The following is a 23908-nucleotide window of genomic DNA, read 5'->3' as shown; positions in this document are numbered from 1 at the left end:
AGTTGCCAAAGCGCTTGGGTAGGCCGCGCCATTTGCAGCCATGCTCGGCAACGTAAAGGATGGCGTTGACCACTTGCAGGTTGGTCATGCTGACATTGCCGCGCTGCGCCGGCAGGCAGTGTTCGATTAGAGAAAATTGTGCTGGCGTGATCTCCATGCACGATAGTTTAATCGCTCGGGCCATTAGTGTTAACAGGCCCTAGAGCGGCTGATCTGCGGCTTGGCTGCAGGGCCCTTGCCCGCCCACCATCGCGGGACACGCTGCAAGTACGTCCTTGTAGGCTCTTACGCGGCATCCAGGCCGCGTAAGGTCCCGCGACGGTGGGCGGGCAAGGACCAGTCGAGATGGTCGGTGTGCATGGTGCAAGCAATGTCTTACGTGGGTTGCTTAGATAACGGCACGCCTGATTCATCTTCTCAATGCAAGCCGAGCGATGGACAAGCTTTAAGAAAGCAACCGACAAACTCTCTGGTGCGGTGTCCTTGCCGATTGCGGGACCGTGTGGCGGCATGGATGCCGCCACCGAGCCCCCAGGGACGGGTTCACGGCGTGTCCCGCGAGCGGTGAGGGCACCGCGCCCTCGACCGACTCAGCGTTCGGCCTGACTTCTGACTGCATCCACCAAGATGCGGCCGGCAAAACCACTGCGCTCACTGACAGGCGCTCGCTCGCTAGGTTTTGTCAGCCGCTCTTAGCTGCATCAGCTCACAACAGGCACCGGCGCATCCGCTTCGATCACTTGCTCGCGCTTGAGTTCTTCCCACACAGCCGCCGGAATCGCCACGCGCATCGAGGCCGCATTCGCATGCGCCTGCTCGGCCGTACGCGCGCCGGGAATCACCGCCGAGACCACTTGCGGTGCGGCGGCAAACTGCAGCGAAACGGTGCGCAGATCCACGCCGTGGCGGTCGCAGATGGCCAGCGCTTTCTGTCGCATGGCCGGCGCCCATTCCGGCACGCTGCCGTCGTAGAGATAACGCTCGCGCCCGGCCAGATAACCCGCCAACAGCGGCGCGCCAACGACGACTGAGGCGCCATGCTTGGCAATCTTCGGGAAGGTGTCGTGCAGTGCACGCGCGTGATCGAGCAGCGAGTACTGGCAGGCCAGCAGGAAGATGTCGGGGTCGGCTTCTTCGATCGCACGCAAGGCCGGTTCCGGACGATTGACGCCAAAACCCCAGGCCTTGATCAAGCCTTCCTTGCGCATCTTGGTCAGCTCGGGCATGGCACCTTTCACCGCTTCGGCAAAGCGCTGTTCCCATGGCATACCGAGGTCTTTTTCGTTCTCCGGCGACAGATCGTGGATGTAGGCGATATCGATCTGCGACACACCCAGGCGCTGCAGGCTGTCTTCGATGGAGCGGCGCACGCCGGAGGCGCTGTAGTCGTAGCGATAGTCGAAGGGCGAGGGCTGCTGCCACATCGTCTTGGGCGGTTTGTCGGTCGCGGTGAGCAGGCGCCCGACCTTGGTCGACAGCACGTATTCGTCTGCGGCGTGATTGTGCAGATGATGACCGGTGCGACGCTCCGACAATCCCAACCCGTACCACGGCGAGGTATCGAAATAGCGCACGCCCGACTCCCACACCGCCGCCAGGGTCGCTTCGCTCTGCGCATCGCTGGTGGCTGCAAAGCCATTGCCGATCGCCACGCCACCAAAGCCTAGACGGCTCGCAGGGCGATACCGCGCACCCTTGGTCGCTGCGTTGGCGGGCAGCTTCGATGCGGTGGTTTTGCCGCGCGTCGGCATCACGCTACCGGGCGCGGAGGACTGTGCCAACAACGGCGCAGCGGCCAACGCAGCGGTGCCGGCAGCGGCGGCGGAGAGGAATTGGCGACGTGTATTCATGAGGACTCCTTGCGACGACTTGAGGCACTAGGGTGGCCCCGCATGCGTGCAGACAGGGTCAGCGCGTGGGTTTCAAGCGGGCACAAGCGTTCAACAGATAACCCGGGTGCATGCCTATATGCCGCGTAAGGTCGGCGAACTCATGCGTTGCCGATAGCCTCCGTTCTTAACGTCAGTACATTCTGGATCGAGCGTATTGAAGTCAGATGCACGCCGTCGCACCGCGTCACCTGGATCGTGGCTCGCTTGTTGCAGTCATCCGTCCTGGATCAACGCAGCTGTAGCAATTGCAGTTCCGCACGTGGCGGGCCATCGCCCAACCACAACGCTCCCACACTGATCGGCAAGCTGAAACGACGTGGGCCGGCACTGCCCGGATTGACGTACAGCACGCCGTCGCGCATGTGCACCGCTGGCTTGTGCGAATGACCGCTGACGATCACATCTGCAGCGACCTCGGGCCCAAGCGTTTTCAGATCGTGCAACACATGGATGCTTACGCCTGCGATCAGCAAATCCAGCGTCTCGGGTAGCTTGGCTGCCCATGGCGTGTTGTCGATGTTTCCGGCGATCACGTGCAACGGCGCCAGCGCCTGTAGCGCGGTGAGAATCTCCGGCTTGCCCACATCGCCGGCGTGAATGATGGCCGCGCAGCCCTGCAACGCGGCGACCGCCTCCGGCCGCAGCAGGCCGTGCGTGTCGGAGATCAGGCCAATGCGCAGTGGTGTGGACATTTCAACGCACCCAAACAAACGTCAGCAGCGACAAGAGGCCAAGAATCGTACGTGACATGCATGTCGTCACACGTGAGTTGAGCTCAACCGGGCCCAGGTCTTGGGTCCGCAACGCGCGCATTGTGCAGGCAGCGCTGCAATGCACTACAGCGCGCAGGCACAGCGACCGCTCACGGAGCGGCGCGGTCTCCCCACGCCCAGACGCTGTTTGGATCGCCCTGCACTCCGCGCCGTTTGCTCGCGCGTGCCAGCTGCCAGTACGTCCATGCCAAGGCCAGCGCAATCAGGTCAACGCTGAGCACCGTTGCGTCCTGCCACGGCAGCACCACACCGCGCGCGGAAAAACAGCTGGCTACCGGAATCAACGCCGTCAGTACCGCGCACGCCAGCAACACCTCGTAGGCGCCGCGTGCAGTGGGACGCAGCAAGGCCCATATCAGCATGAGCGCGAAGACTGCGTAGTAGACATAACGCTCCTGTCCCTGTGGCAGAAACCGCGCCGCGATAAACAACGCCGAGATGCCGGCGACGCTGCCCAGGCAGATGCCGACGGTGAGGCGCGCCATGGCGTGCGTGCGCCGCGGTTGCTCGACCAGGCGACGCTTGCGGCGTGCCTCGATCCACAACAGGTTGCCGCTGTAGAACAGGAACGCACCGCCCAGCCCCAGCAGGAAGTACAACCACTGCACCGGCGCATGCCCAAAATTGCCGAAATGCAGCCCCTGCAACCCGCGCAGTGCAGCGGTGCCGGCCGACATCGTCTTGGGTTCGAGCACCCGCAAGACATTGCCGGTTGCCGCTTCCAGTGCCACGCCGCCGAGCGTGTTGAGCCGGCGCTGATCGTGGTGGCCATAGACTTCCGCACGCGCATTGGCATCGCCGGCATCGTGAAACCCGATGCTTTCCGGCACAAACCCCGGGCTGGCTGCACGCGCCTTGTCCAGCAACACCGCGACCGGCAGTAACGGGGCAGCACGCTTGGCCGGTGCCACATGCGGGGTGAGCTCGAACTCCGGCTCCAGGATCTGCATCAACTTGCCGTCGAACACCAGAAACTGAAACGGCGCCAGCAACAGCACGCCCAGGCACAACACCGCACCGGACCAGGCGAAGATCACATGGAACGGCAGCGACAACATGCCGACCACGTTGTGCGCGTCCTGCCACAGGCGCTTGAGGTTGTGGCCCAGCCGCAGCGCGAACAGATCCTTGAAGAACACCGGCGCGTACAGCACTACCCCGCTGACCAGGGCCAGCCCGTACAGCACGCTGACCACGCCGAACAGATACGTGCCGAACACGCGCGGCAGTCCGGCGGTGAAATGCAGGTCGTAGAGAAAATCGGCAAAGCCCACGCGCTGCGGCAACTCCTGCAGCGTGCCATCGGCGGCGTGTTGGTATTGGCGCATGCCGCCACTGGCATCGGCCTGCGCGCCATACCAATACAGCCGTGGAATCGGCCCGTGTTCGCCGGGCAGCAGCACCAGAAACGATTCGGCCACCTGCGGATGCTTGGCGATCACCGCGTCCAGCAAGGCCTGCGCTGCGGCGACCGGATCGGCTGGTGCATTCTCCGTGACATGTGGCGTGGCCTGCCAATCGCTCAACTCGTGCGTGAACACAGTGATGGCGCCGGCATAGAAGGCGATAAACAACGCCATGCCGGCCAACAAACCCATCCAGCTGTGCACGGAGAGAAACGCACGCAAGGTCGATGCTTTCATGCGCTCAACTCCGTCCAGCCCAATACTTTGATGCCCGCAAGCGCGACATAGCACAGCACGGTCAGCCCGCCGAGAACTACCCAGGCGCGTAATGCGCTACGAAACACGAATGGCAACGCCATTGCACCGATCCACACCGGAAACATCAGCAGCAACCACGCCAGCGTGTAGCTTTGCTGCGGCCCAGGCAGCAACAATGCGCACAAGCCGACCACGCCAACCGCAAGCGGCAAGCCCAGCACCACGGCAGCCAGCCACCTAGCCCACATGGCGCACCTGCCTGCGTTGCGCACGCGCCTGTTGCCAGACATCCAGATACGGCAGCGCCACCGCCACCAGCATCAGCGCAGTCACTGCGGCGAAGACGCCCGCCCACACACCCAACGCACGGATGGCGCAGACCAGCGACAACACCAACAACACGCTGCCACCGCTGCGCAACAGGCGCGCAGACAATCGGCGCCGCAGCACAAGACGTTGATGCGTGGTTGCCAGATAAAACGCAAAAGCCGAGGCGGCAGCGGTGAGCAGATATAAAAGCGTCATCAGGCTGCTCATGCGCAAGCCTGCGTCGAGGTGGGCTCATGCAGCGCACCAAACCGGGCAAGCCATCGGTAGCCACTTCGCGCGGTCGCACCCAGTGGCTGTGCCGTGCACACCGCTGCATGCGCGCAGCCACTGTTGCGCGCAGCGCAGAAAGCGGCCTCAACAAGCCAAACGACACTCACGGCAATCAAAACGCCCACGCACAACGCTCCCGCAAAGACGGTCGACGGAAGGCATGGCGGCGGCTGTGCCCGGCAACCCTCCCCGGGCTGCCTAAGAAGCGGCTGACAAAACGGCCGCGCACCCATCGGGCGTTCGCAGCGTTGTGTTGACCACTCTACGGCGCGCAATCTAACAGGTGCCACACCGCCGGACCAGCAGTCCGGCGGTGTATGCGATGCATCAGCCGTGCGGGGTCAGCACGATGACGCCCAGCGGCGGCAACAGCAGCGGCAGCGATTGTGCCTGGCCATGCATGGACTGCTGCTCTGCAGTGACCACGCCACCATTGCCCAGATTGGCACCGCCATAGATGCCGGCGTCGCTATTGAACACTTCGCGCCACTGACCGCTCTGCGGCACGCCGATGCGATAGCCGTGCTGCACCAGCGGGGTGAAGTTGATCACCACCAGCACCGGTGCATCGCCGCGTTTGCCCTTGCGCAGGAACGCAACCACGCTATTGGCCGCATCATCGCCCACCACCCACGCAAACCCGGACGGATCGTCGTCGTAGGCGTGCAGCGCGGGGTATTCGACATACAGCCGATTCAGATCGCGCACCAGGGTCTGCACACCGCGATGGCGCGGGTCGTCGAGCAACTGCCACGGGATGCCGCCGTCGTGGTTCCACTCGGTCGGCTGGCCGAACTCGCAGCCCATGAACAGCAACTTGCGCCCGGGGTGGGTGAACATGAAACCCAGGTACGCACGCAGATTGGCGAAGCGCTGCCAATCGTCGCCCGGCATACGGCCCAGCAGCGAGCCCTTGCCGTGTACCACTTCATCATGCGAAATCGGCAGCACGAAGCGCTCCGAATACGCATAGACCATGCTGAAGGTCAGCTCGCCGTGGTGATAACGGCGGTAAATCGGATCCAGCGCGGCGTAGTGCAAGGTGTCGTGCATCCAGCCCATGTTCCACTTGTAGTGGAAGCCAAGCCCGCCATGTGCCACATCGGCGGTCACACCGGGGAACGCGGTGGATTCCTCGGCGATCATCACCGCACCAGGCGCATGCTCACGCACCACCTCGTTGAGCCGGCGCAGGAACGCGATGGTTTCGTAGTTCTCGCGCCCACCGTGGATGTTGGGCACCCACTCGCCGGCATTGCGGCTGTAATCGCGGTACAGCATCGAGGCCACCGCATCCACGCGCAGGCCGTCGACGTGGAAGCGCTGCAGGAACTCCAGCGCACTGGCGATCAAAAACCCGGACACCTCGCGGCGCCCGTGGTTGTAGATCAGCGTATTCCAGTCGCGATGGAAGCCTTCGCGCGGGTCTGCATGCTCGTACAGCGCCGTGCCGTCGAAATGCGCCAACCCGTGTGCGTCAGTGGGGAAATGCGCCGGCACCCAATCGACGATCACACCGATCCCGTCGCGATGGCAGCGCTCGACGAAGCGGGCGAAGCCGTCCGGCGAGCCGAAGCGCGCAGTGGGCGCAAACAGCCCCAACGGTTGATAGCCCCACGAACCGCCGAACGGATGTTCGGTCACCGGCATCAGCTCGACGTGCGTGAAGCCCATATCGGCCACGTACGGAATCAAGCGATCGGCAAGCCCGTCCCAGTCCAGGTCCACGCCTTCTTCGCGCAGCCAGGAGCCGGCGTGGATCTCGTAGATGCTCATCGGTGCGTCATGCGCCTGACGGCGTGCGCGTGTGGCCATCCAGCCGTCGTCGTTCCACTGATGCGGCGTGGGGTCGGCCACGATCGAGGCAGTGCCTGGCGCCAGCTCGGCACGCCGCGCCACCGGGTCGGCCTTGGCCGGCAATTCGTTTCCATGCGGGCCGCGCAGCTGGTACTTGTAATGCGCCCCAGGACCGACATCGGGCACGAACAGCTCCCACACACCGGACTGATGCCGCAGCCGCATCGGATGCCGGCGCGCGTCCCAGCTATTGAAATCGCCCACCACCGCCACGCGCGTGGCATTGGGCGCCCACACCGCAAAACGCGTGCCGCGCACGCCATCGACCTCGATCGCATTGGCACCGAGCGCATCGGCCAGTTGCAGATGATGGCCTTCGCTGATCAGGTGCAGATCGAAGTCGCTGAGTTGCGGGCCGAACGCAAACGGGTCGGCGGTGTCCTGCTCGCCACCGGGCCAGCCGATGCGCAGGCGATAAGCGCCTTGCGCCGGCAACTCGCCAGCGAACAGGCCCGGCTCCGGGCCTGCCTCCAGCGCGATGACCTGCCCGTCGTCGAGCACTGCATTGACGTAGTTGGCGCCCGGTTGGTAGGTGCGCAGCACCCGTCCGCTGTCGGTCGGGTGCGCGCCCAGGATGGCGAATGCATCGCCATGGCGTGCCTCGGCCAGGGCGCGGGTCGCGCCGGGGTCCCATCGATTGGTCACTGCTGTCATCACTCCACTCATCATGTGTCTCCTGCATCAGCGCGCGCGCGTTGCAGGATGCGTCGCAAGCCTTCCACCGGCACCATCAACCAGCCGGGCCGGTTGGCGGCTTCGTAGCGCACTTCGTAGCAGGCCTTTTCCACCAGGAACAACAGCGTGGCCGCATTGAACGCTGCCGGTGCGATCCACGGATGCGTACTGGCATCGAGCACGGCATGGTACGCGTCCAGAAATGCCTGCGTGGAGCGGCGACGGAACTGCACCAGGAATTCATCCAGATGCGTATCCACCCCCACGCCCGCACGTGCGGCAGTGCCTTCTTCGCCGCGTGCCGAGACTTCGCTGGCGTAATCGAGCGAGCGCAGGAAACCGGCTACATCGCGTAGCGGGCTGGCCTTGGCGCGCCGTTCGGACAAGGGCTTTGCCGGCTCGCCTTCGAAGTCGATCAGGATCACATCGTCGAACGCCACCAGGATCTGGCCCAGATGGAAGTCGCCGTGCACGCGGGTCAACAACGACTCGGCGAGCACGCTCGGTGCCTTGGCCAGCAAGGCCTCCAGCTGCGAGCGTTCGGCCAGCACCGCTTCCAGTGCGTCGCGTTCGATCGCATCGTCGCTGCTGGCCAGGCGCGCGTTGACCGTCTCCCACATCTGTTCGACCTGGCGCGCAACGCCGGCCACCACATCGTTGGCGGCGGGCAGGTCGATGCGCTGCGGCACGAAGTCCGCATCGTCGGTATCGCACGACAAGGCTTCGTGCAGCTCGGCAAGACGCTTGCCGACCACGGCAGCGAACGCGTCGTAACCGGCTACGGCTTCGGCGCGCGATTCGTCGGTCTGCGCAGTGGCGTACTCGTCGAAACTGCGTGCCAGATGGTCCAGCGTCCAACGCCAGGCATCGCCCTGGTTGCGGATAAAGCCCTGCAGCAACGCAATGGTCGTAATGGTGCCCTGCGCGTCGATGCGGCTGACGCTGCCCAGCAGGGGCGCGGCGTTGGCATAGCCCATTTCGGTCAAGCGACGGCCGATCTCGATCTCCGGATTGGCGCCGTTGGCCACATGCCGCAGCAGCTTGAACACCGCCTTGTCGGCAACCACCAGCGAGCTGTTGCTCTGTTCGGCCGACAACCAACGGATGTCCGGATCCTGCGGAATATCCAGCTTGGCCAACGCCGGCGTCGCTTCGAAACGCACCTGTCCCTGCTGCGAGGCATCGTCGCCATCGCGGAACTCCAGCGTGGAATTCTCGCGCAGCGCATCGATCACTCCACGCACCATCGGCTTGAGGGCGAACGCATCGGTGAGGTAACCCACCTCGCGGCCCTGACGCACACGCGCCAGTGCCAACTGCTCGGCCAGGGTGCTGGGGTGGTCGCGCTCCCACACGATGCCGATCGGCAGCATGTAGCTCTCGTGGCGGCCATCTTCCAGCTCCACTTCCAGCTCCAGCAGGCTCATCGGCTCATCGCCGGGCAACGGCGTGCGACGCGAGATACGCACGTGTTTCAGCAGCTGATCCTTGGCCGAGAACCAGCGCCGCGCCGACAGCCAGGCCGGCAGGATTTCGCTTTCCAGCGTGGACAGATGCGGCAGCAGCGCGTTGCCTTCGTCGGTATCGCTACGCAACACCAGCGTGCGGTAATCCGGCAGCGGCACCGGGGTGGGCACATGCCAATCCGGCAAGGTCCCTTCGCTGACCAGCTGGAACGCATAGAAGCCGAACGGCGGCACAGTGAGCAGATAGGTCAGGCGGCCGACCGGCGGGAAGCTGCCGCCACCGATGATGTCCACCGGCACGCGGCCTTCGAACTCGGACAGATCCAGTTCCACCGCCTGCAGCGTATGCGACAGATTGGCAACGCACAGCACCGTCTCGTCCTGATAGCAACGCAGGTAGGCCAGCATGCGGCGATTGCCCGGATACAAAAAGCGCAGCGTGCCGCGGCCGAAGGCCTGGTAGCGCTTGCGCACGCTGAGCACGCGGCGGGTCCAGGTCAGCAGCGAATGCTGGTCGCGGATCTGCGCTTCCACATTCACCGCCTGGAAGCCGTACAGCGGGTCCATCACCGGCGGCAACACCAGCTGCGCCGGGTCGGCACGCGAGAAACCGCCATTGCGGTCGATCGACCACTGCATCGGCGTACGCACACCGTCGCGGTCGCCCAGATGGATGTTGTCGCCCATGCCGATCTCATCGCCGTAATACAGCACCGGCGTGCCGGGCATGGTCAGCAGCAGGGAGGTCATCAATTCGATCCGGCGGCGGTCGCGCTCCAGCAGCGGCGCCAACCGGCGACGGATGCCCAGATTGATACGCGCGCGGCGATCGGAGGCGTAGGTCTGCCATAGATAATCGCGTTCCGAATCGGTGACCATCTCGAGCGTCAACTCATCGTGGTTACGCAGGAAGATCGCCCACTGGCAGCTCTCCGGAATCTCCGGGGTCTGGCGCATGATGTCGGTGATGGGGAAGCGGTCTTCGCGCGCGATCGCCATGTACATGCGCGGCATCAGCGGGAAGTGAAACGCCATATGGCATTCGTCGGCGTTCTGGCCGAAGTATTGCTGGGTGTCTTCCGGCCACATGTTGGCTTCGGCCAGCAGCATGCGATCGGGATATTCGGCATCCAGGGTGGCGCGGATCTTGCGCAGGATCGCGTGGGTTTCCGGCAGATTCTCGTTGGAGGTGCCGGAGCGCTCGATCAGGTACGGCACCGCATCCAGACGCAAGCCATCCACGCCACGATCCAGCCAGAAGCGCATTACTTCCAGCACTGCTTCCAGCACGGCGGGGTTGTCGAAGTTGAGGTCCGGCTGGTGCGAATAGAACCGATGCCAGAAGTACTGCCCGGCTACCGGATCCCAGGTCCAGTTGGACTTTTCGGTATCGCAGAAGATGATCCGCGTGCCTTCGTATTCCTGGTCGGTGTCCGACCACACATAGAAGTCACGCCCCGGCGAGCCGGCCGGCGCATTGCGTGCACGCTGAAACCACGAATGCTGATCGGAGGTGTGGTTGATCACCAGCTCGGTCACGATGCGGATGCCGCGTGCATGCGCCTGCGCCACCAGCTGCTCGAAGTCTTCGATGCTGCCATAGTCCGGATGCACCGCCATGTACTCGGCGATGTCGTAGCCGTCGTCGCGGCGCGGGCTGGGGTAGAACGGCAGCAACCAGATGGTGTCCACGCCGAGTTCGGCGATGTAATCCAGTTTGGAAATCAGGCCGGGAAAATCGCCGATGCCATCGTCGTTGGAGTCGAAGAACGACTTGACGTGCACCTGATAAATGATCGCGTCTTTGTACCAAAGCTGGTCTGCAACCACCGCAGACTGTTCTGCGTCGGCTTGTAACGATGGGACTGCATTCATGCGACCTCTCCTGCGCGGATGCGCCATAACGCGAACGGCCGCGTCGCCTCTAACCGGATGTGTTGTTGCTTGCCTTGCCATGTGAAGCGATGGCCGTCCCACAGATCGTCCACTGCCACGCTGGCGTGATCGGGCAGGCCCAACTCCCACAATGGAATTTCGATATCGGCGTCCTGCGCCGCATTGGGGTCCAGATTGATCGCCACCAACACCATGCTGCGGCTGCGCGAGAGGTAACCGGCATCCAGGAACTTGCCGAAATACAGCACCTGCTCGTTGTGCGCCTGATAGAACCGCGTGCCCAGGTGCGATTGCAGCTCGGGGTGCATGCGACGCAGCTGGTTGAAGCGGGTGATCTCATCGACGATGTCGCCGGGCGCACGCTCGGGCCAGGCGCGCAGCTGGAACTTCTCCGAGTCCAGATACTCTTCCTTGCCCGGCGCCAGCGGCGTGGCTTCGCACAGCTCGAAGCCCTGATACATGCCCCACAGCCCCGACAAGGTCGTGGCCAACGCGGTGCGGATCAAATGCCCGTTGCGCCCGCTGGTCTGCAGGAACTGCGGATTGATGTCGGGCGTGTTGACGAAGAAATGCGGGCGGAAGCATTCGCGCGGCACGCCTTCGTTCAACTCTTCCACATACTCCTGCAGCTCGTGCTTGTGATTGCGCCAGGTGAAGTAGGTGTAGGACTGCGAGAAGCCGCACTTGGCCAGGCGATACATCATCTTCGGCCGGGTAAAGGCCTCGGACAGGAACACCACATCCGGGCGGCGCCCACGCACATCGGCAATCAACCACTCCCAGAACGGGAACGGCTTGGTGTGCGGGTTGTCCACGCGGAACAGCGTGACGCCCTCGTTGACCCAGAACAGCACCGCATCGCGCAGCGTGTTCCACAGATCGGGCACCGCACCGCTGGCGTAGAAATCGACGTTGACGATGTCCTGGTATTTCTTCGGCGGGTTCTCCGCATACGGAATCGAGCCATCCGCGCGCCAGGTGAACCAGTCCTTGTGGTCCTTCAACCATGGGTGATCCGGCGCGCACTGGATGGCGAAGTCCAGCGCCACTTCCAGCCCATGCGCACGTGCGGCCTGGATCAGGCGGCGGAAGCCATCGAGCCCGCCGAGTTCGGCGTGCACTTCGGTATGCCCGCCATCGCTGGCGCCGATCGCATACGGGCTACCCGGCTCGCCGTCGACCGCAGTGACCGTGTTGTTGCGGCCCTTGCGGTTCTTCGCGCCGATGGGATGGATCGGCGGCATGTACAACACGTCGAAGTTCATCGCGCGGATATGCGCCAGCCGTTCGATCACATCGTCGAAGGTGCCATGGCGCTGCGGGTCGCCGCTCTGCGAGCGCGGGAACAATTCGTACCAACTGGCAAAGTGCGCCGCGCGACGCTCCGACTCCACCCGGAAGGTCACCGGCGTCTCGGAGCGGAACGGCTTGTCGTCGGCCGCTGCCATCGCCTGCGCGGTGTCCGGCTCCAGCACGATCGCCAACTGCTGCAGCGGCTCGCTCTGCGCGCCGATGCGGGTCAGGACGGCCTGCAGGCGCTCGGCCAAGGCACCGCTGCTGCGTGCATGCGCGGCCTGCACCACGGCCACCGCTTCCTGCACGTCCACCGGCAGCACCGTGTTGGCGGCGCGCTTCTTTTCCAGATCCGCATGCAAGGTGGCGAACACATCGCGCCAGCCTTCCACCCGGAACTCGTAGGTGCCGATGCGCTCCAGCGGGAACTCTGCACGCCAGCGATCGTTGCCCAACGCACGCATCGGTGCGCTGGCCCAGGTCTTGGCATCGGCCGGGCGCCACAGCACAGCGACTGCAATGCGGTCGTGCCCATCGCAGAACGCGTCGGCTTCCACGCAGATGCGGTCGCCCACCGTGCGCTTGACCGGGAAGCGACCGTTATCGACCGAGGGCGTCACCGATTCGATGCACACGCGCGGCCACGCGGCCGCGGTCTGCGCACGCGGGCGCATCCGCGGCACCGCCAGCACATGCCGCGCCGGCACACTGCGATACACGCGCACCTCGCCCGGCTCCAGCGCCTCCAGCGTCGCACCCGACAAGGTGCTGCCGTCTTCGCCCACCAGTGCTTCGGCATCGCCGAGCAGACGCAGCAGATCCGGGGCCGGCACCGGCACTACATGGTTGGCATCGCCATTGATCAACAACAACGAGGGCAATCCACCGAGCGGCTCCACCGCCACGGCCGTCAGCCCGGTGGCTTCGCGCAATAGCGGGCGCAGCCGCAGGCCGGCATTGCTTGCCGGCACGCTGTCAGTGGCGCGGATGCTCGACGGCACTGCATCCAGCTGCGCAGCGTTCAACAACCACGCCCCGCCCAGTGCCTGCGCCAGCTGCCAGTGCTGCGCAGGCGTCGCCGCACGCTTGCCATCGGGCGCATCCAGCACCGCAACCACCTGGGCGGCAAGTGCGCGCAATGCGGTGTCTTCATCGAAGAACCAACTGCTGCGCCCATCCCACCACGCGAGCGAGGAGAACGCCGCATCGAACCCGGCACCGGCCAACTGCTGCAAGGCTTCAGTGCCCAGGCCTGGCGTCCACGCTGCAAACACCACTTCCGGCGCCTGCGCATGGACGCGTGCGATCAACTCGCGCCAGCGCTGCGCCGGCACCTGTTGCGGCTGCAGCAGGCGGAAGCCGGCCACACCTTGCGCCGCCCAGTCCAGCAGGCGCGCGCTCCACCACTCCACCAGCGCCGCACCTTCCTGCGCATAGGCAAAACGTGCCTCGGCCACTTCCGGCGTGGTGCGCGGCTGACGCGGGTCCGGCACCGCCGTACTGCGTGCGCGGAACCACTGCGGGTTCTCGCGCACCACCGCGCTAGCGCCGCCGACTTCGTCCAGGCGCACATCGAGCAGCAGCTTCACGCCAGCGCGGTGCGCCGCCTGCACAAGCTCACCCAGGCGCGCTGCGTCGGCCTCGCTGCCAGTGGCGACTTCGCTGAGCCGGCCCTCTGCATCGCGCTCGAACGGCGGCGGCGCCACCACGTAGTCGCAGCCCGCCTCGCGCGCCGCGACGCAGCGCTGCTCCAGCCCGGCTTGCTCATTGGTTGTTTGGTTGAGTACACAAATCCGCATGGCGCCTCCTCAGCAGACCGCGGCGCAAACACGCGCCGTGACGACAATGGGAGCAACGCGGCGCGAACCACCCAGCAGATCCACAGGCGCTCGCTCACGACGCACCAGTCCAACTCCCGTCCAGATCGCCCCTTGCCTACCCGCCGCCTGGCCGACCTTTCCACCTGTGACTGCACTCATGCGCAACTCCGCAACGATTCTTGACCCATGCAGTCAAGCACCCTCACTGCGAATTTCATGTGTCGGTCGAATTGACGAAAATCAAACAAGCGCGGCCGTGGCGACGAATTCACACAATACAGACCGCATCTTTACGAGCGCACCGTGCGCGTGGGTGCCCATACGGCAAGTGGCGCCATGGAGCGCGCGATCAGGCACTGGATTGGTGCATCGAGCAGGAGACCTGATGGCGAACACGCTACCAAGCATGTCTTGGACATCTGGGATCCGCGTGCAATGGCAACAACGCCCCGCAGTCCAGTGGATCCGGCCAGTGCACTCGGCAAGTTGCGAGGAGTTGTAAGCTATATCTTCAACCTGCAAGGAGAGCAAGGATGCGGATCTATGTCATGGCGGCGCTGCTTGCCATCGCCACAGTCGCGACAGCCAAGGAGCAGAAGCTGACCTCCAGCCGTGCCGAAGAGATCGTTAGGCTGTGGCAGGACTTCAGCGTTAACGACGATATCGTCGTCGAGGATTACGCGGGGTTCGTGCGCGCTATCGATCTGGATAAGGATGGCATCGATGAGATCGTCTATCTCGGCTCCTCGTATTGCACCGACTCCACGTCCGATTGTCCCAACGCGATCAACGTGCTGAGCAAACTCATTCCGAAGAAGACACCGAGCCTCAGCGTGCCGATTGACCCATGGGAAATCAGAGCACGCAAGACCGGCTACACGCCAGATGCAAGCGAACAAATTCCGGGCGAGGTCATGGACTTAGCGGTCCAGGGCAATCGCATCGAGGTCGTCTTTGTCGTGCAAAAGAAATCGCACATCTGCAAACGGGAGCAATCCAATCCAGATGGCTCGAACCGATGCCCCGCTCCAGGACGTTACACGCGAGCCTATACGTGGAAGCGAGGTGCTTTGACACGCATCGCTGGCGTCGAAAGCTACCAGCGCAACGTCCCCAAGACCAACTTTCCGAGCAATCTCCAAGGCACATGGGTCACCGCAGGCATTCCATGTGACCGTGATGCAGCAGACCCAAAGCACGCCATCAGATTCGATTGGGATCATATGACCGGCAAGGGCGAAGACATCTGGCCCAACACGGTGACATTGCTCGCACGCACGCCTTGGACGTGGCGCATCATCACCGCGTCGGCAAACAAGCCCAATAAGGAAGTTCCTGCGGTGTTTATCCTGAGCCAGATGGAAGACCGCTTGATTATTGCGGAAGAAACACGCGTCAGAACCTTTGATCGGTGCCGGTGAGCGCGGCTCATGGATCTCATCCGGGAAGAACGAAGATGACTGGTTTAGACTCCGGTCTTTTCCAACCCTGGATTGATACACATGCATGGATTCTGGCTAGCGGCCCTGTTACTGGTATCGGCGGCAGCCGACGCGGCACCAGGCGATGACGAAGCGACCACGTGTCGCAATGGCTTGTTCACCAGCAGCACGGCTGGGTTCTCGATCGCCAAGGTCGCGGTGCCACGGTTGTATCTGCTCAACGACAGCGACGGCTGCCCGGACAAAGGCGATGCTGCCTGCAGGCGAGGCACGTATGTGGTCAAAGGCGATGCGCTGGTGTTGGCACAGCGGCACGGCGCATATGTCTGCGCGTTGTATCCCAGCAAGGGCGCCGGCAGCGCCGGCTGGGTGGCGCAGGCCAGTCTGCAGCCGCTGCCGAGTGCGAGTACGCCAACATCGCAGGCATGGAATGGCCGCTGGCACAATGGCGACAACCAGCTGCAGTTGACCGCGAATGGCGACGGCAGCGTCACAGTCAATGGCGATGCGTATTGGCCCAGTGCAAACCCCACCCCGGAGCAAGTGCCCGGCGGCCCGCATTTTGGCGCCGTTACTGCACGCGGTACTCCCGAGGGCAACCGCGTGGACGTCAACGAAGACGACTGCAATGTACGTCTGCAACTGCTTGGCGACCTGTTGGTCGTTGCGGACAATCTGCAATGCGGCGGTGCGAACGTCAGCTTTGGTGGGGTCTATCGCCGGGAGCCGGCGGCGCGGCGCTGAGGATTTCCTAGACGAACCCTTAGACCACCGGTGACCAAGCCGCCCGAACCACCAGCGCCCAGAGTACCAGCACGGCCAGGAAATTGATGGTGAACACAGCCCCTCTTAGCCGAACATTGCGGGTAAGTATCTGGATGCCGCTATGCAGCGCCCGGCCGGCAACGAAGATCCACGCCAGCAGTAGGCCGTCGTGGCCATGCCCCAGATACATCAGCAGAACGCACGCGACATGGAAGAACAGCGGCCACTCGAACTGGTTCGACAGGTTGGCGCTGATCCGCGGCTCGAAATCCGCCCAAGGATTCGCGCCGCTCTTCGGTCTGCCGATGCCCCACACCGCAGGAGCCCGGACAACGGTGAGAAGCACGTAGAGAAAGGCGGCGAGGGCAACGTGCGCTGCCATCGCAAGAATCAAGGGTTGTGACATATCAGCTTCCGGCCGACGCCTGAAATAAAGGCGCCTTCAAGGTGGGTGCGTGTGAGCGGCTTGCCAGCGGTCTAGTCAACGTTAGTCAACTTGATTGCGCGCCTTCCCGAAGATCACCGATTTGCTCGGTAATGCGGCTGGACGCTGAAATCAGTTCTGCCAGAGAAAGGATGGCAAGGTTATCCCTCCGTATTTGCTGCCGAGCGTGCCAGAGATCTTTAGGCAGTACTTGAAGCCGGCCCGAGTGCGCCGAGACGATCGTGCGCTTGCTGCACCAATCCCCGCATGTACCAGTCCGCCAAGGATACCAAGCCCGGCAAGTGCAGTTGCGCCATTTGTTCACCAGCTCCCAAGAGCCGGAACAGGCGAGCGCCCGCGATCAGGCAGGCCAGATGCACCAGCGCTCCGAGTCCGCTGAGGGCGGCGCTGTACAAGAAGCTTGTTGGTTGAAATGCCCATGTAGCTCCGCGCAGCCCCAGTACTATTTTTAGTCATCGGCCATGACAAGGCAGCCGTCACCTCCAAAAATGTACCCAAGAGCATCACGCAATGCATGTTGTTCGAAGGGTGTGAGCTGGAAGGAGATGCTGAGACGTTCCATGCCACCCAATGCTCTTGCGGCGCTTGAACTGAACGCAATCTCCGCAGAGCTTGGCCGAAGCGTGAATTGGGAGATGCCACCGTACGATGATCTTTCTTGGCTGCACCACTCGACGTGGTAGGTATCCATACCGAAGGCCACGTCTTGCTCATCGAAAGTCAAAGCGCGTTGAAGCGTGAGGTAGGTCTCGGCATTGACCTCGCAGTCACTAAAACCAATCAGGTAAAACCCATCGTCGACGGGTGCCACCACTACGCTTTTTGCTGCAAATTCAAACGAGCTTGTATTGATATCTAACGCCTCAATTCGTTCACTGCCACACTCACCTCGCCGTCTCAACAACCATATATTGAAATCCGACTGTGACGTAGGCCAAGAAGGCTGCCAATACACCGAGCCATACGTGCCAACGCGAACCCTTCTTCAAGCCCATTACGCTTATGCAGATCGACAGAACAAGCATAACGATGGACTTCAGCAAGTATGCGGATGAGGGCAGCACGAAGGCCAGTGGCAGCCCGATGGCCAAGCTTCCAAGTCCGAGGCACTTGAAGAAGCCTCCCTTATGACCCCGGAGATGTAGATTCGAAATCAACATCCCAATTGCGACTGCAATGAACCAGGCGGCAATCGCATACTGGCCTGCAATGATATCGGATGGAGGTGCAATCACTGAGCGGCGTCGGGTCGAAAAAAGTGTTAAGTCACTCGCACAAGCCGTCGCGAGCAAGCGTGGCGGCTATCTGCTCCGCAGACCAATGCCGAGTAATCCAGATGGTAAGCGCGACTCCAGAGATATGCCACCAAAGCTTGTTCCCGACCGGATGAGACGCGTTGTGAGTCACCCCAGCTGGGGCAACATTCCAGATCGTAGCGATGTAAAGATATGAGCATTCAAACAAGAACCAATAACGCATTCGCAATCCGCTCTTTCCTATCGCTTGTTGGTGGAGTGGTCTTGTTTCAAGCCGGAAATGCGCTGGGCAAGGGCTCCTCCTATCAGATCAACTGGTACTTCATTGCCCTTTGTGCTGTCTATGCATTAGTTCCGATCGCCATTCTTCGAGCCATTCAGCGTCGCCCCAGTTTTTCCAGGCGTCTGTATTCGATAATTCTTAGCGTGTTGGCGCTATTGGCAGTTGTGGGAGGAATCGCCTTTTCCCTGATCCCCCTTCCGGGTCCCTAAGCTCGAAAACGACGACGTCGCGCTCACTCGCCGCTTGCAGACCAGGCGTGGCAGACCGGCGATCTGCCACACCCACGCTCACATCGCCTTCTTGATCTCTTCCGCCTTCGCCAGGTGCTGCTCGACGTGCGTCTTGGTCTCGGTCAGGTGCTGCTTGACCGGCTCGGTCGACGCCAATGTCATCATCTGCGTCTCGATCAGCTGCAGCGCGTCCTTGTGCCCGGCGATCATTGCATCAATGTAGGCCGCCGCGTAGTCGTTGCCGGACGTCTGCCCGAGCGTGGACAGCTCCTGCTCGCCCTTGCTCTCCAGCTTCTTGACGTCCGGGGTTTCTGCCAGCGTCCCCAGCGCCTTGGTCTTTTCCAGGTTCTCGGTGTGCTCTTTTTCCATCATCTTCGCGTACTCCAGCACCGCGCCGGTGACCTTCTTGTCCTGCGCCTGCTTCGCTGCGGCGATCTCGTGGTTGTTCACCGCCCCGAGCAGACCCAGGGCGATGTCGTCTCCGGAACTCGCACGCGCCGCGCCTTCCGGCGCCGGGCTGGCTTCGCCGACAGGCGGTGTGGTCGGGGTCGCCGCGCCACCGGTCGGCGTCGGCTCGGTGGACGCGGCAGGCGCTGCGGCCTCCTTGTCGGCATCCGGCTTACAACCAGCGAGCGCCAGCGCCGCGACGATGGACAGGACCAACAGTGATTGTTTCATGCTCCACTCCCTCTCGATTTGAGACAGCAGCATCGCCCTCCCCAGGTGAAGAGGGCTCATACACTTCAACGAGTTAATCAGACGCAAGCATGGGCTGGGGGGCGAAGACACAACGCCGCACCATGCACGCACCGCACGCGGCGGCGCGCGCTTGCACGCGGGCGTGGACCTGGACGTGGGTCAGCGCGGCTGTGGTACGCATGGCGTGTGGTGACACTTTCCTGCTGAAAGACGGCCCGGTTTACCGCACACTACCGCGCCACATTTGGAGTGATTGCGATGCGTAAGGCCTGGATGCTTGCCCTGTTGGGCGTTTCGCCGTTGGTCCACGCCGCGCCTGCCACCGACGATGCCACCTGCCGCAATGGATTGTTCACCAGCGCGCCGGTGGCGTTCTCCCTCGGCAAGGTCATCCCGCCGCGCCTGCATCTGCTCAAGGACACCGATGGTTGCCCGGACAAGGGCGGGGCCGCATGCCAGGGGCGCACCTACGTGGTCAAGAACGATATTGTCCTGACGGCGCAGCGCCGCAATGCGTATGTCTGCGTGCTCTATCCCAACAAGGGAGGCGGCACCGCCGGTTGGGTCGCACAGTCCAGCCTGCAGATGCAACCAAGCGCTGCCACGCCCACACCACAGGCGTGGAACGGCCACTGGCACTACGGCGACAACACGCTGCAATTGACCCCCAACACAGACGGCAGCATCACCGTCAACGGCGATGCGTACTGGCCCAGCGCCTATCCCGACCCGGAACAGACGCCGGGCGGTCCGCACACCGGCTCGGTCACCGCGCGCGGCTATCCAGAAGGCAACCGCGTCGAGGTCAACGAGAACACGTGCAAGGTGCGCCTGCAACTGCTGGGCGACATGCTGCTGGTCGACGACAACCTGGAATGCGGCGGAATGAACGTGTCCTTCGGCGGGGTGTATCGAAAGAAGTAATCGCAAGCCTAGCCACCCCGGTGCGCTGCACTCCTGCAGGGGCAGGCGCAACGGAGGCAGGCACGCCATCGACCACCACGCGACATAAAAGTCGATGCGAGGCAGCGCGTTGCGGTTTACGGTGGCCCGCAACGACCAGAACGAATTCGGCTCGCTCGATCCCGCAATCAGTCAATGGATGGTGATAGCAGCAGGGCGCGCCAGAAGACTTTTTCAGGGGTGACGCACCGCGTGGACCGGCGTCATCTATCATTGCCGATTGCTGTTTTGAAGGAATTGCGTTGAGACATTCCGCCACGCGTTTGATGCGCGCACCGTTGCTTGCTGCCATGGCGTTGCTTGCCGCTTGCAGCACAACCAACACCACCAACAAATCGTTGCCGCCGTCGGCGGACAATCCCGTCAATACCAGTTACTGCATCGGGCGTCTTGCCGTGACGGCTGATATGCCCCTGCATTTTCTGGGGAATTCCGCGCAGTTTTACTGGGGCGACATCGATACCTACCGCGAGGACGCGGCCAGCTATGCGCAGCGCCTGTTGAGCGCACAAGCATCGGCCAGCGATGGCAAGGTGCGCCAACTGATCAAGCCGGTGGAAACGCTGGCACAGGATGATGGCAGGGTCATCGTCGCACACGCGGAAGACACGTTGCCCCTCGACCCGAATGTCGTACAGGTCACCGGCTTCGCCCATCGCGATGGCACCACTTTTCGTTTCCAGAAGACGGCCATCAGCCGCCTGCAGGACATCACCGAACGGCGCACCAAGGAAATCCTGGCATCGATCACCAGCAGCGCATCGCCCTTCCCGCCAGCGGCGCAGTCCCAGCAGGGGTTTTGCATCATGCACGGCACCGTCAATCTGGCACCCGGACACGACTGGCACGAAGCCTCCAGGGCCGAAGGGGAATTCACCCTGCAGGAAGCGCGCTACCGTTTCAGTCTGCGCTCGCGCTACCTGCGCTCGCTGTCGTTGAACGAGCAGGAAGTAACGAACCAGCGCGATCTGCTACTGGCACTGGCGGGCGCCGTACCGGACTCCGGCCTGGCACCGATCAGTGAACTGTCAGGTGCCGCCGGCAACCCATCGCAAGGCAGTGCCCGCCTGCTCGAGATGACGACAGCCGACGGCAAGCAACAGGTCTATGAATGGCACATGCCGGCTGCCAGTACAGCACCCGGTACGCCGGCAACTTTTTTGTATATCTGGCCAGCGTCCGGGCAAGCCTCAGCCCAGGACCAAGCCAATTTCATGCGCTGGATTGTTGCCCATCCGCAGCAGGCGACGCCGCTGTTGCAGATAAAGCACATGGCTAGCGGCGGCGGACAGCAACAGGCAACGCCGGCAGCGGAAGAGAGCAGGCTCGTCTACCGGATGCAGCTACATTACCCAGGCAACCAGTCTGCCGGCGGGCGCCATTATGTGATCTACAAGGACGGCCAGAAAGTCGATGAGGGGTTCAGCGATGCCCATGGATTTACCAAGGCGCACAATGCCGATTACGACCAGATCTGGGGAACTACTGTGCTCAACAAATGAACACCGGCCTCAAACCGGCGCACCTAGTTTTTTACAGGATTCAGGCTGGAGAGGTTCGGTAAGCATCCAGGCAACCTGTCTTCCTGAGGCCGTTGCTTAGGTAAGCGCCCAGCCAAGATACACGGCCTCAACACGTTCACACGAGACAGGCAATGAAGTTAATCGCTGCGCAAATTTCTTCTATACCTGGCGAGATCGAAAAAAACATCAGTAAGCACCTCGATGTCATCCGCCTGGCTGCGAGCGAAGATGCCGACGTGCTGGTCTTTCCCGAGCTTTCCCTCACTGGTTATGAACCAGGTCTGGCGGAGGCTCTGGCGGTGCACCCGACTGATCGGCGCTTTAATGAGTTTCAGGTATTAAGCGACCGATATGGCATGCTCATCGCCGTTGGCGCGCCGACGAAGGGGACGAAAGGCACCGAAATCAGCATGGTTTGCTTCCAACCGGGGCTAGCGCGCAGTACCTATTCCAAGCAGCATCTACACGTCGACGAATACCCTTTTTTCACCCCCGGCACTGAACAGCTCGTGCTTAGACACGCAGATCATGTCCTGGCACCCACCATCTGCTACGAGTCGCTGCAGGCAAGCCATGCAGAACACGCCGCAGAGTTAGGCGCTCATGTATATCTGGCAAGCGTGGCCAAGTCTGAGAGAGGCGTCGCATCGGCCTACAGTCATTATCCGATGATGGCAAAAACCCATTCCATGACTGTGATGATGGCGAACTGTGTCGGTGCCGCCGATAATTTTATAGGAGCAGGTCTGTCCGCCATCTGGAACAGTACCGATGAACTCGTTTGCAGCGCTGACGCTTTTCAAGAGGCATTAGTGGCGTATGACATACGGACTGGAGAAGCGGGAGTCTTCAGATTGGATTGAGGTCAGGCCAAGGGAAGGTCCGGGGATCGACGTATGGCAATGCCCTCCTTGACAGAAAGGCCCCGCCGCCGGGTGGCGACGGGATATTAGAGGTCAAAGATCGCGACAGCCAGCGAGCGAGCGAGCGAGATTACCGAAGGATGTTGCATTGGCTGGACTACCGGTACCGGCAGTGCGTCGGCGGCATTGCACAACCCCATCGACACCTATGCGCAAGCGGATTGCGCATTTATGACGTCTTCCGTGAATTGCGCTAGGTATACGCCTTCAAGTGCCAATTCCGCAATCAGAGCGACGCCGTCGGTGGCAAACCATGCAACTAGCTGCGCTACCACCGTGACCCCCGTAATTATCCAGTCATACCAATGCATCGAATCCTCCAATGCCTTGGCGATGCCAGAAATGCCAATGGCGTTGTAGACCTCTGAAATAATCTTCCATATCAGTCTAGCTTTGTCCATCGCCGACTCGGCCACGCTGAAATCATGGATCGTTGCTTGAATACCCCGAATCGTCTCTTGGCCAAGCTCTTCCAGAATTGCGCGTGCTGCTGCACGACTCTCCGATTCGTTGATTCCCGCGAGCTGAAAGACGATCGCAAAAACGTCAGCAATCACCATTCCTACCGCCATTATGCAAGGTGCAACACCTGCAGTCTCCACCGCTGCGAGCGTTGTGAAATGCGCTGCGGGACTGCCCAATGGACTTGCACCTTTTAACACCTTGTAAGCGCCGTTGACTACTTGATCAAAATTGATCTTCGCTTGCTGAGAGCTACTCAGCTTCTGATAAAAACTGTCGTAGGTCGGCTTAATCGCGGCTGCCAGCTGGTCACGCGACAAATCTTTTAGAAAACCCTCGCTCATATTTATCCCCTTCCAGTTAGATTTATTAAATAATTACTACTTCGCCGCACTCGCCCTTCATAGCCATAAAGTTAATTTTGGCTTCGAACTTATTAGTCAAGTTGATGACTTAGATGTTATAGCGCTTAATAATTTAAAACTCGGTCCTACTGCACATTTTGCGTTCAGCATAAACATCTTTATACGTTGAGTTCGCTACTTTCCATCCTAGGCGATCAAGGCGTATGGACTTGAATGCGACAAAAGGCGATCAAAGCCACCCATGGCATAAGTGAAAGCGAACTCTATAAGACGCTGGGAACAATGCTTGCATGCTCTGGGGCGCACCCTACGTGCGACATTAGGATGAAACCAGTGCGACTTCAGTTCTGCTTGCTTCCGTTGGCGATGGCATTAGCGCCACACGCACTTGCTAAGGAGCCTCTGAACAAAGCACAGCAGATGCGCGACACTATTGCCACAGAGTGAGGAATCATCCATGCAACTGACGTTCGGTGACGCTGAGGGCCTGGGTAAACGCAAGCAGACCCGGCGCGAGATCTTTCTGGCCGAGATGGAGCAGGTGGTTCCGTGGCAGCAACTGCTCGGGCTGATCGCACCGCACTATCCGGTGTCGGGGCGGCCAGGTCGGCAGCCG

Annotated in this window: 19 protein-coding genes and 1 pseudogene; 7 read left to right on the top strand and 13 right to left on the bottom strand. The window is 61.9% G+C overall.

Annotation, left to right across the window (positions count from 1 at the left end):
* From ABS769_RS20115 to ABS769_RS20075, 9 genes are all read right to left on the bottom strand, one after another.
* Window positions 1-157 (bottom strand): transposase (locus tag ABS769_RS20115; RefSeq protein ID WP_233368074.1); only part of this gene is annotated, 157 nt, incomplete at its 3' end.
* A gap of 544 nt (window positions 158-701) precedes the next feature.
* A complete protein-coding gene (locus ABS769_RS20110; protein WP_317062937.1) occupies window positions 702-1850 on the bottom strand; it encodes an aldo/keto reductase in 1149 nt (382 codons plus the stop codon).
* Between the two features lie 269 nt (window positions 1851-2119).
* The gene (locus ABS769_RS20105) at window positions 2120-2584 is read right to left on the bottom strand and encodes a metallophosphoesterase family protein (RefSeq protein WP_317062936.1); all 465 of its coding nucleotides are present in this window, start codon (window positions 2582-2584) and stop codon (window positions 2120-2122) included.
* A 170-nt stretch (window positions 2585-2754) separates the two neighbouring features.
* Window positions 2755-4308, bottom strand: a complete 1554-nt coding sequence (locus tag ABS769_RS20100) for a PepSY-associated TM helix domain-containing protein (protein ID WP_350498258.1) — start codon at window positions 4306-4308, stop codon at window positions 2755-2757.
* Complete coding sequence (locus tag ABS769_RS20095) at window positions 4305-4577, bottom strand: hypothetical protein (RefSeq protein ID WP_317062934.1); 273 nt, start codon at window positions 4575-4577, stop codon at window positions 4305-4307. Before ABS769_RS20095 ends, ABS769_RS20100 begins: the two co-directional genes overlap by 4 nt.
* Window positions 4567-4866 (bottom strand): hypothetical protein, encoded by a 300-nt coding sequence (locus ABS769_RS20090; RefSeq protein ID WP_317062933.1) that lies wholly within the window; start codon window positions 4864-4866, stop codon window positions 4567-4569. Before ABS769_RS20090 ends, ABS769_RS20095 begins: the two co-directional genes overlap by 11 nt.
* Before the next feature lie 390 nt (window positions 4867-5256).
* A complete protein-coding gene (glgB, locus tag ABS769_RS20085) occupies window positions 5257-7440 on the bottom strand; it encodes a 1,4-alpha-glucan branching protein GlgB (RefSeq protein ID WP_229011730.1) in 2184 nt (727 codons plus the stop codon).
* Between the two features lie 11 nt (window positions 7441-7451).
* The gene (gene treS, locus ABS769_RS20080) at window positions 7452-10802 is read right to left on the bottom strand and encodes a maltose alpha-D-glucosyltransferase (protein ID WP_317062932.1); all 3351 of its coding nucleotides are present in this window, start codon (window positions 10800-10802) and stop codon (window positions 7452-7454) included.
* Entirely contained in the window at window positions 10799-13915 is a 3117-nt protein-coding gene (locus tag ABS769_RS20075; protein ID WP_317062931.1) for a maltotransferase domain-containing protein, read from the bottom strand. The genes treS and ABS769_RS20075 overlap by 4 nt, the downstream gene beginning before the upstream one ends.
* Before the next feature lie 554 nt (window positions 13916-14469).
* Here ABS769_RS20075 and ABS769_RS20070 point away from each other — a divergent pair.
* Complete coding sequence (locus ABS769_RS20070; protein WP_317062930.1) at window positions 14470-15357, top strand: hypothetical protein; 888 nt, start codon at window positions 14470-14472, stop codon at window positions 15355-15357.
* Between the two features lie 81 nt (window positions 15358-15438).
* The gene (locus ABS769_RS20065; RefSeq protein WP_055825755.1) at window positions 15439-16122 is read left to right on the top strand and encodes a hypothetical protein; all 684 of its coding nucleotides are present in this window, start codon (window positions 15439-15441) and stop codon (window positions 16120-16122) included.
* 19 nt (window positions 16123-16141) lie between these two features.
* Here the strand turns inward: ABS769_RS20065 and ABS769_RS20060 are convergent, their stop codons facing one another.
* Together ABS769_RS20060 and ABS769_RS20055 are read right to left on the bottom strand one after the other, a co-directional pair.
* Window positions 16142-16549 (bottom strand): MAPEG family protein, encoded by a 408-nt coding sequence (locus ABS769_RS20060; RefSeq protein ID WP_317062929.1) that lies wholly within the window; start codon window positions 16547-16549, stop codon window positions 16142-16144.
* A gap of 487 nt (window positions 16550-17036) precedes the next feature.
* Window positions 17037-17402, bottom strand: coding sequence for an Imm10 family immunity protein (locus tag ABS769_RS20055; RefSeq protein WP_317062928.1), 366 nt, complete (start codon window positions 17400-17402; stop codon window positions 17037-17039).
* 634 nt (window positions 17403-18036) lie between these two features.
* Here ABS769_RS20055 and ABS769_RS20050 point away from each other — a divergent pair.
* A complete protein-coding gene (locus ABS769_RS20050) occupies window positions 18037-18336 on the top strand; it encodes a hypothetical protein (protein WP_168959635.1) in 300 nt (99 codons plus the stop codon).
* A gap of 78 nt (window positions 18337-18414) precedes the next feature.
* Here the strand turns inward: ABS769_RS20050 and ABS769_RS20045 are convergent, their stop codons facing one another.
* A complete protein-coding gene (locus ABS769_RS20045; protein ID WP_317062927.1) occupies window positions 18415-19035 on the bottom strand; it encodes a DUF4142 domain-containing protein in 621 nt (206 codons plus the stop codon).
* Between the two features lie 279 nt (window positions 19036-19314).
* Between ABS769_RS20045 and ABS769_RS20040 the strand changes: the two genes are divergently transcribed.
* From ABS769_RS20040 to ABS769_RS20030, 3 genes are all read left to right on the top strand, one after another.
* Window positions 19315-19980 (top strand): hypothetical protein, encoded by a 666-nt coding sequence (locus ABS769_RS20040; RefSeq protein WP_317062926.1) that lies wholly within the window; start codon window positions 19315-19317, stop codon window positions 19978-19980.
* A 305-nt stretch (window positions 19981-20285) separates the two neighbouring features.
* A complete protein-coding gene (locus ABS769_RS20035; protein WP_317062925.1) occupies window positions 20286-21521 on the top strand; it encodes a hypothetical protein in 1236 nt (411 codons plus the stop codon).
* 152 nt (window positions 21522-21673) lie between these two features.
* Window positions 21674-22405, top strand: coding sequence for a carbon-nitrogen hydrolase family protein (locus ABS769_RS20030; protein ID WP_317062924.1), 732 nt, complete (start codon window positions 21674-21676; stop codon window positions 22403-22405).
* Window positions 22406-22611: 206 nt separating this feature from the next.
* Here the strand turns inward: ABS769_RS20030 and ABS769_RS20025 are convergent, their stop codons facing one another.
* Window positions 22612-23271 carry a hypothetical protein gene (locus ABS769_RS20025; protein WP_317062923.1) on the bottom strand — a complete coding sequence of 220 codons (660 nt, stop codon included), beginning with the start codon at window positions 23269-23271 and terminating at the stop codon, window positions 22612-22614.
* A 478-nt stretch (window positions 23272-23749) separates the two neighbouring features.
* Here ABS769_RS20025 and ABS769_RS20020 point away from each other — a divergent pair.
* A pseudogene (locus ABS769_RS20020) lies at window positions 23750-23908 on the top strand (IS5/IS1182 family transposase); the annotation flags it as partial.

Source organism: Xanthomonas hortorum, from assembly GCF_040279205.1.
Lineage (GTDB): Bacteria > Pseudomonadota > Gammaproteobacteria > Xanthomonadales > Xanthomonadaceae > Xanthomonas > Xanthomonas hortorum_F.
This window is presented reverse-complemented; position numbering and strand designations above follow the sequence as displayed.

What these genes read in the sequence shown, in the direction of transcription:
- ABS769_RS20110 (WP_317062937.1), bottom strand. Translation starts at nt 1,850, where the DNA reads ATGAATACACGTCGCCAATTCCTCTCCGCCGCCGCTGCCGGCACCGCT.
- ABS769_RS20105 (WP_317062936.1), bottom strand. Translation starts at nt 2,584, where the DNA reads ATGTCCACACCACTGCGCATTGGCCTGATCTCCGACACGCACGGCCTG.
- ABS769_RS20100 (WP_350498258.1), bottom strand. Translation starts at nt 4,308, where the DNA reads ATGAAAGCATCGACCTTGCGTGCGTTTCTCTCCGTGCACAGCTGGATG.
- ABS769_RS20095 (WP_317062934.1), bottom strand. Translation starts at nt 4,577, where the DNA reads ATGTGGGCTAGGTGGCTGGCTGCCGTGGTGCTGGGCTTGCCGCTTGCG.
- ABS769_RS20090 (WP_317062933.1), bottom strand. Translation starts at nt 4,866, where the DNA reads ATGAGCAGCCTGATGACGCTTTTATATCTGCTCACCGCTGCCGCCTCG.
- glgB (WP_229011730.1), bottom strand. Translation starts at nt 7,440, where the DNA reads ATGACAGCAGTGACCAATCGATGGGACCCCGGCGCGACCCGCGCCCTG.
- treS (WP_317062932.1), bottom strand. Translation starts at nt 10,802, where the DNA reads ATGAATGCAGTCCCATCGTTACAAGCCGACGCAGAACAGTCTGCGGTG.
- ABS769_RS20075 (WP_317062931.1), bottom strand. Translation starts at nt 13,915, where the DNA reads ATGCGGATTTGTGTACTCAACCAAACAACCAATGAGCAAGCCGGGCTG.
- ABS769_RS20070 (WP_317062930.1), top strand. Translation starts at nt 14,470, where the DNA reads ATGCGGATCTATGTCATGGCGGCGCTGCTTGCCATCGCCACAGTCGCG.
- ABS769_RS20065 (WP_055825755.1), top strand. Translation starts at nt 15,439, where the DNA reads ATGCATGGATTCTGGCTAGCGGCCCTGTTACTGGTATCGGCGGCAGCC.
- ABS769_RS20060 (WP_317062929.1), bottom strand. Translation starts at nt 16,549, where the DNA reads ATGTCACAACCCTTGATTCTTGCGATGGCAGCGCACGTTGCCCTCGCC.
- ABS769_RS20050 (WP_168959635.1), top strand. Translation starts at nt 18,037, where the DNA reads ATGAGCATTCAAACAAGAACCAATAACGCATTCGCAATCCGCTCTTTC.
- ABS769_RS20045 (WP_317062927.1), bottom strand. Translation starts at nt 19,035, where the DNA reads ATGAAACAATCACTGTTGGTCCTGTCCATCGTCGCGGCGCTGGCGCTC.
- ABS769_RS20040 (WP_317062926.1), top strand. Translation starts at nt 19,315, where the DNA reads ATGCGTAAGGCCTGGATGCTTGCCCTGTTGGGCGTTTCGCCGTTGGTC.
- ABS769_RS20035 (WP_317062925.1), top strand. Translation starts at nt 20,286, where the DNA reads ATGCGCGCACCGTTGCTTGCTGCCATGGCGTTGCTTGCCGCTTGCAGC.
- ABS769_RS20030 (WP_317062924.1), top strand. Translation starts at nt 21,674, where the DNA reads ATGAAGTTAATCGCTGCGCAAATTTCTTCTATACCTGGCGAGATCGAA.
- ABS769_RS20025 (WP_317062923.1), bottom strand. Translation starts at nt 23,271, where the DNA reads ATGAGCGAGGGTTTTCTAAAAGATTTGTCGCGTGACCAGCTGGCAGCC.